The sequence below is a fragment of the Stutzerimonas sp. genome (genome assembly GCF_982611455.1).
Map to the genome: position 1 here is coordinate 1 of NZ_CEXBBO010000059.1, position 13,736 is coordinate 13,736.

Genomic DNA, 13,736 nt, shown 5'->3' on the forward strand with positions numbered 1-13,736 from the left:
CTGGCCATGGGGGCGTGTTCTGGGTTCAGTACGATCCGGCCGATGCGCGTTCCACATTGTGGTATTGGCACGCTCAGGGCTCGCGTTGCTTCACGCCGCCCGGGTTCTCGCTTCGCAGCCGCGTATATGAATACGGCGGTGGCGCCTTCTGCCTGACCGACGCCGGGGTGGCCTTCGTCAACGAGCAGGATCAACAGATCTACCTGCAGGATTTATCCGCTGACGCAGCGACACCGCCCATTGCGCTTACCTGTAGTGACGCGCGTCGGTACGGTGATTTGCAGTTCGACACGCGCCATCGGGCAATTCTCGCCGTGGAAGAATCCCAGGAAGAACCTCGCGTAACGCACCGTCTGGTCAGCGTCTCGCTGGTTGATGGCAGCCGCAGCGTCCTTATGGAGGGGAGCGACTTTTACTCGTCACCGACCTTGGATGCGACAGGTCAACGTCTTGCCTGGATCGAGTGGCAACGCCCCGAACAGCCATGGACAGCCACCAGCCTCTGGATTGCCGAACGCACCGAGGCGAATCGCTGGGGAGCGCCGCGGTGTCTGTCCGGTATGACGGGAAATGAATCACTGCAACAGCCGCGCTTCGCTGCGGACGGAACGCTGTATTGCCTGACTGACCACGAAGGCTGGTGGCAGCCCTGGAGGATGCAGGACAGCCTTGTTCCGGTAACCGGCGCGGCTGGGTGTGATCATGCGCCGGCGCCCTGGCAGCTGGGCACGGTGAGCTATCTACCCTTGGCGGACGGCGCTTTGCTGTTGACACGTATGGTGGATGGCTACGGATTGTTGTTCGAGCAAGACAGCCAAGGCAATGAACGCCAGCTGGCGATGGAATTTAGCCGTTGCCGCCAGCTTGCTGCCGACGAGCGACACTTTTACTGCATCGCAAGCTCGTCGGGTCTGGCGCCTACCGTGTTAGCGATCGACAGGGTTAGCAGCCGCATCGAAATACTCGCCGGAGGCGAACAGCCTTTGGCGGCCGATCAGTTGTCTCGCCCACAGCCGTTCAGCTTCGCTACCGGGCAAGGCGAGGTGGCGCACTCGTTTTTCTACCCGCCGAGCAATGCGCAGTGCCAAGGCCCTTCGCAAGAACAGCCACCGCTGGTGGTGTTCATGCATGGCGGGCCTACGTCCGCCAGCTACCCGGTCTTCGATCCGCGTATCCAATATTGGACTCAGCGCGGTTTCGCCGTGGCTGATATCAACTACCGCGGCAGCAGCGGGTTCGGGCGTGCTTATCGTCAGCGGTTGCGAGGCGAATGGGGCGTGATCGAAGTAGAAGACGCCTGCGCCGCGGTACAAGCGCTCGCCGCGAACGGCCAAATTGATCCGACGCGAACGTTCATCCGGGGTTCGAGCGCGGGCGGTTACAGCGCGCTCTGCGCACTGGCTGCCAATGCTGGCTTCAGCGGCGGTGCGAGCCTCTACGGCGTCAGCGATCCGCTGGCGTTGCGCCGGGTGACGCATAAGTTCGAGGCCGATTATCTGGACTGGCTGATCGGCGATCCCGAGGTCGACGCCGAGCGCTATCGGCAGCGAACACCGTTGCGCAATGCGGCGCTGATTCAGATGCCGGTGATCTTTTTTCAAGGCGGGCAGGATGCAGTCGTGCTACCCGAGCAGACCGAGTCCATGGTCGCCGCGCTGCGCGAACGGGGCGTGGAGGTCGAGTACTGCCTCTACCCGGAAGAGCGCCACGGTTTCCGTCAGGCGATCAACCTGGCCGATGCACTGGAACGGGAATGCCGCTTCTATCAGCGCCTCCTGCGCTAGGGCGGCCGCAGCGCGGTTGACGTGATAATGAACCTGCTGCTCGAACAATTCCCGACCAGTCCCAGGCGGCATACAGGCCGGGCGCCCGATACGTCCAAAACCGTTGATACCCACTTTGATAATCATGCGGCAGTGTTCCCCGAAGGATGAAGAAGGTCAGGTACCGCGCGGGGCAAACATGATGATCGCCATGCCCAGCAGGGCTACCGCCGACCCCAGCAGGTCCCAGCTGGTCGGGCGGATCTTGTCAACCAGCCAAAGCCAAAGAATTGCCGTGCCGATATAGACGCCTCCATACGCGGCATAGACGCGGCCTGCTGCAGTCGGGTGCAGTGACAGCAGCCAAGCAAACAGTGCCAGCGACAGCGCCGCCGGCAGTAAGAGCCAGGCGTTCTTGCCCTGTCGCAGCCAGAGATAAGGCAGGTAGCAACCGACGATTTCAGCGACGGCAGTCAGCGCGAACAAAGCAAAAGTCTTGAGCATCAGCAGGTGGCCTTCAGAACGTCGAGGGCGCAGGCAATGCTGGTTTCACGAGTGCCGGGGCAGGGCGTGAATATCAGCGTTGCCGTGGTGTCGGGAACGGCGAGCAAATCGTAGGGGTGCGCCACGTTGGGTTCCTTTGATCAGATGGAGCGTTGATTGACCCGCTGGGATAGCAACTCTGCAGATTCCTTTCGCTCGGAATAACGGTCGACGAGGTAGTCCTGGCGGTCACGCAGCAGCAAGGTGAATTTCATCAGTTCTTCCATGACATCCACCAAACGGTCATAGAACGCCGAAGGCTTCATGCGGCCGGCCTCATTGAATTCGAGGAAGGTTTTGGGCACCGAGGACTGGTTGGGGATGGTGAACATGCGCATCCAGCGACCGAGTACCCGCAACTGGTTGACCACATTGAAAGACTGCGAACCGCCGCAAACCTGCATCACTGCAAGCGTCTTGCCCTGAGTTGGGCGCACCGCACCCATGGCCAGCGGCACCCAGTCGATCTGTGCCTTGAACACGGCGCTCATGGAGCCGTGGCGTTCCGGCGAACACCAAACCTGACCTTCGGACCATTGCATCAGCTCACGCAACTCCCGGACTTTCGGGTGGCTGTCGGGCTGGTCGTCTGGAAGTGGCAGGCCCGATGGATCGAATATCCGGGTCTCGGCGCCGAGTTGCTGCAAAAGCCTCGCGGCTTCCTCGACCATCAAGCGGCTGAATGAGCGTTCGCGATTGGAACCGTAAAGCAGCAGGATGCGCGGCGCATGGGTCGCGTCGCCAGGGCGGCTCAGACGCTCGATGTCGGGCTGCACAAACAGCTGATCGTCAACATTGGGCAGGGCACGCGGTATGGGTTGTTCATCGGACACGCGACGTTCTCCTTAATGGGGTCAACCGCAGAGGGGGGGGCGTTCGGGCCGATTGCGCATGGCTTCCAATCGCTGGCTGTTGGGCTCGATCCAATGTCTGTTGGCCTCGAGAATGGTTTGCAGCATCTGGTGAACCCAGTCCGGCAGGTGCGGGTGCAGCCGGTAATAGACCCATTGGCCCTTACGACGATCTTCCAGCAACCCGCAACTGCGCAATTGGGCAAGGTGTCGGGATACTTTCGGCTGGATTTCGTCGAGTGCGCAGGTCAGCTCGCAGACGCACAGTTCGCCTTCGCGGGCGATCAACAGCGCCATGCGGGCACGGGTCTCGTCGGACAGACATTTGAAAACCGTTGTTGGGGCCAGCTCGGTCATGGCAGCTACGCAGTCGTTATAAATATGCCTGGTCGAATATATGGAAATACGTATGTTTAGTAAAGCGCACGGCTCAATAAGGGTGCGGGGCAAGCTACGCGCTGCATGGAGCGCCGAATAGCGCTACCGTTTATCACTTCCCTGGCCACGGACCGTTTGGTAATTCGTGGGAAAGATATCTGGCACCGAAACGCCGTCAACCAACGCCTGCCGAGCAGGCTATCGAGCATGTGCAAACGTCTTGCAACAGGTAATGTGGGTAAGATGGGCGCTGCGATGACACGTGCAATCAGTAAGCAGCGTCTGTTGAATACGTGGATCGGCCAGGCGTCCGGCCGGCGACATCCATTCGAGGCGATACCTGGCAGGTCGACTGAGTGGTGTCATTTGGCCATGGGCGATGTGCGGTCTGGGTAAGCTGGTCAGTTTTTTGTTAAAGTCCGCCGCTTATGAAGCGAGCAGCCAGCCAGCTTTGAATTTGCATTGAAAGAGGTGTCTGCTTGATTAGAGTGCTGGTGGTTGACGACCACGATCTGGTTCGCACAGGCATTTCGCGAATGCTCGCCGATATCGACGGCTTGCAGGTAATCGGTCAGGCGGAATCCGGCGAGACCGCGATCAAAAAGTCGCGTGAACTTAAGCCGGACGTGGTTTTGATGGATGTAAAAATGCCCGGAATCGGTGGCCTTGAAGCCACTCGCAAGCTCTTACGCAGCCATCCGGACATCAAGGTCATCGCCGTAACCATCTGTGAAGAAGATCCTTTCCCGACGCGCCTTTTGCAGGCCGGTGCGGCTGGCTACCTGACCAAAGGCGCTGCGCTGGAAGAGATGATCCAGGCGATCCGCATGGTATTCGCCGGCCAGCGCTACATCAGCCCGCAAATCGCCCAGCAGCTCGCGCTCAAATCGTTCCAGCCGAAGGTCAACGGCTCGCCGTTCGATCTTTTGTCCGAGCGGGAAATCCAGATCGCTTTGATGATCGCCAATTGTCAGAAGGTCCAGACCATCTCTGACAAGCTTTGCCTGTCGCCTAAGACCGTCAATACTTATCGGTACCGCATATACGAAAAGCTCTCGATCACCAGTGATGTCGAGCTGGCGTTGCTGGCGGTCCGTCACGGCATGGTCGATACCATCAATTGATGAGCGGCTTCGATTCCTCTGCGTTTCTGGCATCTTGCAGCGGGCGTCCTGGCGTCTATCGGATGTTCGACGCTGACGCAAAGCTGCTTTACGTCGGTAAGGCGAAAAATCTCAAGAAGCGCCTCGCGAGCTATTTCCGCAAGGCCGGCCAGGCGCCAAAAACTGCCGCGCTGGTCGCAAAGATCGCCCAAGTCGAAACCACTATCACGGCGAATGAAACCGAAGCACTGCTGCTCGAGCAAACGCTAATCAAGCAGTGGCGCCCGCCTTACAATATCCTGCTGCGTGACGATAAGTCGTACCCCTACGTGTTTCTTTCAAGCGGAGATTTTCCGCGACTGAGCATTCACCGTGGCGCCAAGAAGGAATCCGGTCGCTACTTCGGTCCGTATCCAAGCGCCGGGGCGATCCGTGAAAGCCTCAGCCTGTTGCAGAAGGCGTTCTTCGTCCGTCAATGCGAAGACAGCTATTACCGCAATCGTACCCGGCCCTGTCTGCAGTATCAGATCAAGCGCTGCAAGGCGCCCTGCGTAAAACTGGTCGACCCAGAGGAATACGCTGAGGACGTTCGGCACTCGGTGATGTTTCTCGAAGGGCGCAGTAATGCCTTGGCCGAAGAGCTATCGAAAAACATGGAAAAGGCGGCGATGGCGCTCGATTTCGAGCGTGCCGCGGAGATCCGCGACCAGATCGGCATCCTTCGTCGGGTGCAGGATCAACAGAGCATGGAAGGCGGTAGCGGCAACGTCGATATCGTTGCGGCCGTGGTGAGCCCAGGCGGTGCCTGCGTGCATCTGATCAGCGTGCGCAGTGGTCGGGTGCTGGGCAGCAAGAATTTCTTTCCGCAAGTAGCCATTGAGGAGAGCGTCAGCAAAGTACTGCAGGCGTTTCTCGAGCAGTATTACCTCGGATCCATGGAACGCGATCTGCCGTCCGAACTGATCGTCAATACCGTTCATGAAGCCTTTGACACCCTGATCAGTGCGGTAGTCGAATTGCGCGACGTCGAGCTGACCATAACCCACCGCGTACGCGGCACTCGCGCGCGCTGGCAACAGCTTGCGCTGACCAATGCGGAGCAGGCACTTGGAGCGCGTCTAGCAAATCGTCAGCATCTGGCTGCACGCTTTCAGGCCCTGGCCGAGGCGCTGGACCTGGACGAACCACCGACACGACTCGAATGTTTCGATATCAGCCATTCCAGCGGCGAAGCCACGGTCGCGTCTTGTGTGGTATTCGGTCCGGAAGGACCGCTGAAGTCCGATTACCGCCGCTATAACATCGAAGGCGTTACCGCTGGCGATGATTATGCGGCGATGCATCAGGCACTTTCCCGACGGTTCAAAAGAGCTGCCGAAGGGGAGGGCAAACTACCGGACATATTGCTGGTGGACGGTGGCAAGGGGCAGCTCAACATGGCTCGCGACGTGTTGCAGGAGCTTGCCGTGCCCGAGCTGATCCTGTTGGGTGTGGCCAAGGGCGTAACGCGCAAGCCCGGCCTGGAAACGCTATACCTCAACGATGCGGCGCATGAATTCACTCTGCCGGGGGACTCGCCAGCGCTGCACTTGATTCAACAAGTGCGCGACGAGGCCCACCGTTTCGCTATCACTGGCCATCGTGCGCGGCGCGGAAAAGCACGGACCACCTCGACGCTGGAGGGCGTGCCTGGCATCGGACCGAAACGCCGCCGCGAGCTGCTCAAGCATTTTGGTGGTCTTCAGGAACTGTGCCGCGCCAGCCTTGAGGAAATCGCCAAGGCGCCCGGAATCAGTAAAAAGCTTGCCGAGGCGATTTATGCCGCTCTACACAGTGAGTAGAATCGCCTCCTAAATCCGTGGATCAGTGGTATCGATGAACATTCCAAATATTCTCACCGTACTGCGTGTACTGCTGATACCGATCATCATTCTGCTGTTCTATCTTCCCTTTCAATGGAGCTATCTGGCATCGAGTGCGGTGTTCGCTTTTGCCGCGATAACCGACTGGCTCGACGGCTACCTTGCGCGGCGCTTGCAGCAGAGCACGCCATTCGGTGCCTTTCTCGACCCGGTGGCAGACAAACTGATGGTGGCAGTAGCACTGGTGCTACTGGTCGAGGAGCATTCGAACCTTTGGCTGACCTTGCCGGCGGCGATCATCATCGGGCGCGAAATCGTCGTATCGGCGCTGCGCGAATGGATGGCCGAACTGGGCGCGCGGGCGCAGGTGGCGGTGTCCAACCTCGGGAAATGGAAAACCGCTGCACAGATGGTGGCGCTCGTCATCCTGCTTGCGAACCCACCGCTGGCGACCGTCTGGGTAGGAATCGGGTATGCGTTGTTGATCATCGCCGCCGGGCTGACGCTATGGTCGATGGTCAATTACCTTATGGCTGCCTGGCCCCATCTCAGCCCTACGGAAAAGAAATAAAAACTTTTTTAATCAAAGGCTTGACGGGACGTGCTGAAGCTATAAAATGGCGCCCGTCATCAAGACGACGCGGGAATAGCTCAGTTGGTAGAGCACGACCTTGCCAAGGTCGGGGTCGCGAGTTCGAGTCTCGTTTCCCGCTCCAATTTGTTGACGATGGCGCCGCAGTATGCGGCGTCTTCGTTTTGAGGCCGGTTGGCAGAGTGGTTATGCAGCGGATTGCAAATCCGTGTACGCCGGTTCGATTCCGACATCGGCCTCCATTAATAAAGAAACCGCAAGCGCAAGCTTGCGGTTTTTTTATGCCTGCGATTCGGCTTTCAGGGTTTCGTAGCGGCGTTCGGGTTGCACCTCGACGGGTGGCTGGTTATAGTCCTGCGCCGCGATCGCGCATCGCGTATCACCGTCCTTGCCCGGATGGCGAAACTGGTAGACGCAAGGGACTTAAAATCCTACTTGTCAAGTATTTTCAGCTTGTCCAGCTGGGCTAAAAGTTTTAATGCTGACAATGGGTTGCGAGTAGCCAGGAGGTAGTTTCGTCGTTAGCCTTGGCGAGCTAGGGGCCAGCTAGGCGCCAGTAGAAGGTGGTACGTAGTTTTGCGCGTTGCGCACTATGCCCGAGTGGTGAAATCGGTAGACACAGGGGACTTAAACAATTTGAGCCTTCGGAGGGAAACGTCCGAAGTGAAGCCCGTCAAACTCGGTGAAAGCCCTGGATACTTCGGTGTCCGAGCCAACGCCGAGCCAAGCCCAAGCCTGCTTGGGAAGGTGTAGAGAGCAGACGGCGGGCACCTACGGCCGCAAGGCTATGGTGAAGGCGTGCTCCAGCCCACGAACGTCCGGCAAATTGCAGGACGGCGGCGAAAGTCGAAGTGGGAAGAAAATCCCCCACCGAAAGGTGTGCCGGTTCGATTCCGGCCTCGGGCACCAATTTGAAGCCGTCCTTGCCTCTGCAAGGGCGGCTTTTTTATTTACGGCCCGCACGTGACCTACCTAGCCGCCAGTTTCTATTCGTAGCCCTGAACACCTGTTCCGCTCTGGCTCGAGATTGGTATCGCCTGCGCGCCACCCTGAACTGGATCACCCAACTCATCGTATAGCGCGCCACGGCGGCGGGGCTACCGTAGGGGCCGTTTACGGTTAAGATTAATGCAGGATCAGCTCAACGCTGCTCAACCAAGTGGGCTCAGTGACGCCTAGATTGCGAAGTACTTGGCGCACGGGGATGGGGCTTCCTCGCGCTCGGCCTATAGCAAGTGCTGAATACGCGGGGCAGCGGTGGCGAGTATTGCAGGCGTGGGCGGACATGGTCGTGAGGATCAGCGCCCGGTCCAGCACGCTGCATAGAACCAGCTGGGCAGGATCAGAGCGATACCCAGCGGCTTGCCGTCGAGAGCCGCGAGCTATTTCCACTCACTGATCCACGAGAAACGATGCACACGGCGCCCAGTTGTCTGCCGTATCGAGGTGGCCACACTCGTCGTCTGGAACCTGTCCCAGTCACCTCCAGGCGACGGTAGCCGCGAACGGCGGTCCCGTGAGCGATAAAGCGCAGGATCTCGTAAGGAATTGCCCGAATCAGCCGGATCGGCGTCTCTCACCTCGACGAGCTAGCTTGCCATCGAGATCAGTCTTCGGCGTGGTCGATCCGCGGAACCGAGGCAGGCAAGAGGGGGAGTTACGTTGGGTAGGCTCGCGTCGGTGAATATTGCCTGCTCATGCCGGCGCAATATATCCGCGCTTACCCTTGAGCGATGGGGCCGATTTGGCGAGCCGTTCAGGAGAGTCATTCTATAGAACCGTAAATGTAGAGAAGCCGAAAGCACAAAAGTCTTTTTGTGCTAAAGCGGATTGTTCAGCTTTACGTAAATAAACAGGGTGGAATCGGTCTGAATACTCCGACTTGGCGTCGTCTTTTAAGGGAGTGGAAATTATATAATAGGACCGAACTCCGATGACTTTGGGGGTTCAGCACGAACTTTTGGCACCGCTAAATTTTTTTCACGACTTGCGAGATTTAAGATGAGCAAGATAGCCGAATACAAACGCCTTGAATCCCAACTCGCCGAGCAACTCGCCGCCTTGGATAAACTCAAGGCCGATGACAAGTTGCAGCAGGAGATCGAATTCGAAACCAAGTTAAATGCGCTTCTGAAGGAATACGGCTTCAGCCTGAAAACCGTTCTGGATATCCTCGACCCACAGCCTGTCGTAAACAAGACCGTTCCGCAGGGTGTCCGTCGTCCACGAACATTGAAGGTATATACGAATCCGCATACAGGCGAAGTCGTCGAGACCAAGGGCGGCAACCACAAGGTGATCAATGCTTGGAAAGCAAAATACGGCGCCGAGATGGTAAAGTCCTGGGGCACTTGATCCGGCGACTGCCGCAGGTCGCTGCACGGCCTGGAAGTACTAGCCTACCCGGCATCAGCAGGTCTCCTGGCCCTTGACGGTAAAAGCCGTTATGGACAGGAGGAAAAACACGATGCTGACCGACACTGCGCTGCGCAATCTTAATCCAAGGCCAAGCCCTACAAGGCTCCTGGCCGCGATGGCATGTACGTGACGGTATCGCCCGGCGGGTATTTCGTTAGCCATGGCTCGCGAGAAGCTGCTGGATGCCAACATATCTCCCTCCCTGGAAAAACAGCGAGCCAAGCGGCGTCTGACCGCTGCCAAGTCGTTTGGTGAGATGCTGATGAGATGGCTGGCCGATGCGCGTATGGCCGACAGTATGCGGTCCATGCGCAAGAGCATAATCGATCGCGACATCCTACCTGTCTTCGATCCTGATCGAAATCACCCCTGACGGTCTGCGCGCGCTCTGTGCCAAGGTGAAGGCTCGTGGTGCGCCGGCCACGGCCGTCCACATTCGCGACATCGTGAAGCAGGTCTTTGCGTTCGCAATCCTGCATGGCGAGAAGGACTGGCTCTACGCTACTCAACGAAGTGGGCTTCAATGGTGACTGGATTGAGAAGTGCCTGGCGCATGAGGACGGGCGTTCCTCGCACTCGGTCTACAACAAGGCCGAATATGCGGAGCAGCGGCGCCACATGCTGCAAGAGTGGGCAGACATGGTTGATGCCTGGATCGATGGTCGGACTCACCTGCCGAAGCTGTTGCCGGACAATGTATCCGTGCCGGTATTGAGTGCTGCCGTATAAAAGGAATGTACAGGTTGTCAGTTGACAACCTGTCGAATCATACGAATACTGGAGACCATCCATGGCCCGTCCTTCGCATCCGAAGAAGGAGATCGAAGAAGCGCTTAAACATGCCGAAGGGCAGGGGTGGCGCATCGAAGTTGGCGGCAGTCACGCCTGGGGGCGGATTTACTGTCCCTATAACGACGAGGAATGTCGCTGCGGCGAGTTCTGCATCACCAGCGTGTGGAGTACGCCGAAGAACCCCAGCAACCATGCACGCGCCTTACGCCGCGTGGTGGACAACTGCACCACGCATCGTACGCAGCAGGATACTGCCAACGGTGCAGAGGAGTAGCACGATGGAATACACCTTCACCCTGAAATACCAACTCGCTGAGGACGACCGTACCCCGGATATTCTGGTCGAGCGCCTTGGCGAAGCGGGCTGCGACGATGCTCTGGTCGGCATCGGCCAGCCGGGTCGGCTGGCTCTGGAGTTCACTCGAGAGGCGGAGAATGCGGATGCGGCTGTGCGCAGTGCACTGGCCGATGTGCGCCATGCGGTGCCCTCGGCCAGGCTGATAGAGGTCGCTCCGGATCTGGTCGGCCTCACTGACGTGGCCGAAATGGTTGGTGTATCGCGACAAAACATGCGCAAGCTGATGCTGGCCAATCCGGGCAGCTTCCCCGCACCGGTGCACGAGGGCAGTGCGTCAATCTGGCACCTGGCGGACGTGCTGGCCTGGCTGCAGACCAAGGGCAGCTATTCGCTGGCGAGGGATGTTCTGGAGGTGGCTCAAGTGGCCTTGCAGGTCAATCTGGCGAAGGAAACTCGACGCCTACCTCGCTCGACTTCTTGGGAACTGGAGGCGCTTGTTGGCTGATGCCATCGCCGGCCACATTCCTGATCTGAGTACGACCGAACCGGACGGGTTTTCCGTAGGCGGACATCCGGGCCGCTGATGTCTCTACGAGGCGCCTGCTTGCGTTCCTCGATCCAGGCTTCCACCTCAGCTAAGTCCCATACGACGCAACGCGGTGTCAGGTTAAAGCGTCGCGGAAACTCGCCACGCCGCTCCATTTCGTAGATGGTCGTTTCGGACAGAGGGATGATCTGCTTTAGCTCTTGTCGCCGGATGGTGCGCCGAAACGGTAGGGGGCTTTGCTTCGGAAACTGTGGTAGCACGTCGTAGCCGTCTGTCTCTGGAATGGGCAGTGGCTCGCTGTTTTTAGAAATCAGTAAGCTGGGCATAGGCGATTGTGGTTCCACGTTGACTAAGGGAGTCTGCGGAATAGCGGCATGGTGCGGTTCGGTACCTATCGAGACAACCTGTTGCAGCGTAGAGGAACGAAACCTAGATCCATCTGCAATGCCCTTGTAGTCGCGGGATTCAGTTGATGCCAGCGAGCGAAGGACAGCACCACCACGAAGGCTTCGGGCAATTGCAGTCGGTCACGACTGGCAGCTACCGGCCCAAAAACGGCCTCTACCTGGCATAGATTGGGGCAGAAAATTATCGAGTCAAATGCAAGCTTCTAGCGTCGATAATTTACGGTGTTTAGGCTCCGAAATAGCTCACCTGTTGGCTTGGATTCAACCCCCAACGACAAGCTCACTTATTATGTTTAGATAGGTATATTTTCGGCGTGAGCCCCAAGCTTCTTACGACTCTTTGCCAAGACTCTACTGCGAGGAGAAATTGAATCGAGTTGAACTCGGTGATCTTCTGGATCTCATCCTCAAATACAAACCATAAGGCTGCCACCGAAAGCTCTTGGTTAAACTCGATTTCATTTCGTCTGATGAGTTCAACTGCATCTCTTGACTGTTCTATGTTGTAAATAAGCTCTGAGCTGGTCTCCGAGATTTTTACCGAAATTATTTCCTTATCTTTGTAAAGGTCTGCCACCTCGACGCGATACTGTTTCTTGCCCCTTTCCATTGACTGTAGCAGCGTGAGCTGCCGATCAAGCAGTATGTATCCATGGTCATCACACTGCTTCTTATTGAAGTAGCTTTCGCGGTAGGTAATTTTGTCGTCGACTGGCTCGTTGGCGTCTATCCTACGTTGCTTCTCATCGCGCCAGCGGATGTAGTCCGTCTCGTCGAGCGGCTCCATCAACACTGTGGCAATTGTACCGATTGAATGCTTTAGGTAGCCCATGAAGGTCTGGTTAAACTTATACCAATCACCATTCCTCAAGAAGTACTGATACCCCTCATAGGTGATGGGCAGATCTAGTATCTCTTTAAGATCTTGAGTAAATGCGCCCTGATCGCCACTTTTAAATTGCACAGTGACGGAATTTATGTCATCAATATCATCGTGCTCTATGAGAAAATCGCTGATCTCAATGACGGTTAAAGAGTTGCCAATCTTTTTGCGATAGCTACCGGTCTCGCCGGGTTTCTTGGCAGATAATCTATAGTCGTAATCGTGAAAGCTGAAGCAAATTGCAACGCCATACACGTGGAAATCGTCGACTATTACGTGTCCCTGCTGAGTCTTGATGGCCGAAAATAAAAGTTTGTCAAGTTCGGCACGCAGCTCATCAGTGACAGGTTCCAGCTTTGGAAGTCGAATAATCTCCTCGCCCTCCATACTTGCCTCTATACGATCAAATATCTCGGAGAGGTCAAGTGGATTTCGATCCATATCCATTTGGATCGAGTCGGCAAAAATAATATTCCGTTCACCCCACAGATCCTTGTCGGATGCCCTGAGCTTGAGATGATCGACGGACTCACCAGGCTCGTATCCATTGGGTTGGAATCGCTGATAGGAAGATACGTCCTGCCTTTTAGTACCAGTAAAATATCGACTTTTCTTGAGCAGGATGGTGTTCTCATCCGCCATACGTACAGCTAGGTCTATTCCGAAATCGTTCTGAATGAACTTAGAAAGGTAGAAATGTGCCTTCCCTAGGCTGACAGCATAGATATGTTCAGGCTTGTTAATGTGATGACACAGCAGCATCCCAAAATGGAAGGTATTTGTGGGTTTGACGACGTCGTCGTTAAAAAAATTTCGATAGGTTTCCCACCACCAGATGTCATTTCCTTTTACCTTGTCGGAAAAATAGAATGTCATTGAATAGTCATCTGAGATGCGAGTTTTTTGCTCTTGAAGCCCAACGGCGTTCAGCTTTTCCTTTAGCTGTGTGAGCTTCGTGTGCTTGACCTTATATATGTTGTAGGTGTTATTCATGACCAATCCGCTTGGAAGTCGAGGGTCTTTGATGTCAAAGTGACATCAACGAGCCGCGAGCGCAACCCGGGCGGTACAGAGGGTCCGCCGCTTTCGGCGATCGACTGTTTAGTCATCCCAACTTGGCTTCGTCGCCAACTCAACGACGGGAGCGAGACAATTTTTGCAGAAAGCGTCACCGTAGTGGCAAGGAGGTGAGGCTTTGGCCCAGAGAGCCTGTGGGGCGTGTGCGACCTACTGACTGTCCGCTCTTTGTTGCCGCTGACCGAAAACTGACCCAGTAGAGGCTGTTCTGCCGACTGAAAA

Annotated in this window: 13 protein-coding genes, 2 tRNA genes and 2 pseudogenes; 10 read left to right on the forward strand and 7 right to left on the reverse strand. The window is 56.7% G+C overall.

Features of this window, described 5'->3' with window-relative positions:
* On the forward strand, positions 1-1,784 hold a 1,784-nt coding region (locus tag AC2LD7_RS21045; protein ID WP_484599588.1), incomplete at its 5' end, for an alpha/beta hydrolase family protein.
* 156 nt (positions 1,785-1,940) lie between these two features.
* Here the strand turns inward: AC2LD7_RS21045 and AC2LD7_RS21050 are convergent.
* The 4 genes from AC2LD7_RS21050 to AC2LD7_RS21065 are packed head-to-tail and all read right to left on the reverse strand — an operon-like array spanning position 1,941 to position 3,514.
* Positions 1,941-2,267: a YnfA family protein gene (locus tag AC2LD7_RS21050; RefSeq protein ID WP_484599589.1), complete on the reverse strand. Its 327-nt coding sequence runs from the start codon at positions 2,265-2,267 to the stop codon at positions 1,941-1,943.
* Positions 2,267-2,392: a hypothetical protein gene (locus tag AC2LD7_RS21055; RefSeq protein WP_484599590.1), complete on the reverse strand. Its 126-nt coding sequence runs from the start codon at positions 2,390-2,392 to the stop codon at positions 2,267-2,269. Before AC2LD7_RS21055 ends, AC2LD7_RS21050 begins: the two co-directional genes overlap by 1 nt.
* 15 nt (positions 2,393-2,407) lie before the next feature.
* Entirely contained in the window at positions 2,408-3,121 is a 714-nt protein-coding gene (gene arsH / locus AC2LD7_RS21060) for an arsenical resistance protein ArsH (RefSeq protein WP_484599598.1), read from the reverse strand.
* Positions 3,122-3,160: 39 nt separating this feature from the next.
* The gene (locus AC2LD7_RS21065) at positions 3,161-3,514 is read right to left on the reverse strand and encodes a metalloregulator ArsR/SmtB family transcription factor (RefSeq protein ID WP_484599591.1); all 354 of its coding nucleotides are present in this window, start codon (positions 3,512-3,514) and stop codon (positions 3,161-3,163) included.
* 500 nt (positions 3,515-4,014) lie between these two features.
* Between AC2LD7_RS21065 and gacA the strand changes: the two genes are divergently transcribed.
* The 5 genes from gacA to AC2LD7_RS21090 all read left to right on the forward strand — a co-directional run bounded on the left by gacA (position 4,015) and on the right by AC2LD7_RS21090 (position 7,334).
* The gene (gene gacA, locus AC2LD7_RS21070; protein WP_255975870.1) at positions 4,015-4,659 is read left to right on the forward strand and encodes a response regulator transcription factor GacA; all 645 of its coding nucleotides are present in this window, start codon (positions 4,015-4,017) and stop codon (positions 4,657-4,659) included.
* Complete coding sequence (gene uvrC, locus AC2LD7_RS21075; protein ID WP_484599592.1) at positions 4,659-6,479, forward strand: excinuclease ABC subunit UvrC; 1,821 nt, start codon at positions 4,659-4,661, stop codon at positions 6,477-6,479. Before gacA ends, uvrC begins: the two co-directional genes overlap by 1 nt.
* A gap of 34 nt (positions 6,480-6,513) precedes the next feature.
* The gene (pgsA, locus tag AC2LD7_RS21080) at positions 6,514-7,071 is read left to right on the forward strand and encodes a CDP-diacylglycerol--glycerol-3-phosphate 3-phosphatidyltransferase (RefSeq protein ID WP_484599593.1); all 558 of its coding nucleotides are present in this window, start codon (positions 6,514-6,516) and stop codon (positions 7,069-7,071) included.
* 69 nt (positions 7,072-7,140) lie between these two features.
* Positions 7,141-7,216: transfer RNA gene (locus tag AC2LD7_RS21085), tRNA-Gly, on the forward strand.
* Positions 7,217-7,260: 44 nt separating this feature from the next.
* Positions 7,261-7,334: transfer RNA gene (locus AC2LD7_RS21090), tRNA-Cys, on the forward strand.
* A 1,033-nt stretch (positions 7,335-8,367) separates the two neighbouring features.
* Here AC2LD7_RS21090 and AC2LD7_RS21095 read toward each other — a convergent pair.
* A pseudogene (locus AC2LD7_RS21095) lies at positions 8,368-8,662 on the reverse strand (replication initiator protein A); the annotation flags it as partial.
* A gap of 431 nt (positions 8,663-9,093) precedes the next feature.
* Between AC2LD7_RS21095 and AC2LD7_RS21100 the strand changes: the two are divergent.
* The 4 genes and pseudogenes from AC2LD7_RS21100 (at position 9,094) to AC2LD7_RS21115 (ending at position 11,105) form a co-directional block, all read left to right on the forward strand.
* Positions 9,094-9,447 carry a histone-like nucleoid-structuring protein, MvaT/MvaU family gene (locus AC2LD7_RS21100; protein WP_484599594.1) on the forward strand — a complete coding sequence of 118 codons (354 nt, stop codon included), beginning with the start codon at positions 9,094-9,096 and terminating at the stop codon, positions 9,445-9,447.
* Between the two features lie 112 nt (positions 9,448-9,559).
* Positions 9,560-10,239, forward strand: a pseudogene (locus AC2LD7_RS21105) (tyrosine-type recombinase/integrase).
* A gap of 61 nt (positions 10,240-10,300) precedes the next feature.
* Complete coding sequence (locus AC2LD7_RS21110; protein WP_131651225.1) at positions 10,301-10,576, forward strand: hypothetical protein; 276 nt, start codon at positions 10,301-10,303, stop codon at positions 10,574-10,576.
* Positions 10,577-10,580: 4 nt separating this feature from the next.
* Positions 10,581-11,105 (forward strand): helix-turn-helix transcriptional regulator, encoded by a 525-nt coding sequence (locus AC2LD7_RS21115; protein ID WP_484599595.1) that lies wholly within the window; start codon positions 10,581-10,583, stop codon positions 11,103-11,105.
* Here AC2LD7_RS21115 and AC2LD7_RS21120 read toward each other — a convergent pair.
* Positions 11,018-11,473 (reverse strand): helix-turn-helix transcriptional regulator, encoded by a 456-nt coding sequence (locus AC2LD7_RS21120; protein ID WP_484599596.1) that lies wholly within the window; start codon positions 11,471-11,473, stop codon positions 11,018-11,020. The two genes, AC2LD7_RS21115 and AC2LD7_RS21120, sit on opposite strands and share 88 nt — an antisense overlap.
* A 361-nt stretch (positions 11,474-11,834) precedes the next feature.
* Positions 11,835-13,430 (reverse strand): DUF6119 family protein, encoded by a 1,596-nt coding sequence (locus AC2LD7_RS21125; RefSeq protein ID WP_484599597.1) that lies wholly within the window; start codon positions 13,428-13,430, stop codon positions 11,835-11,837.
* Between the last annotated feature and the right edge of the window lie 306 nt (positions 13,431-13,736).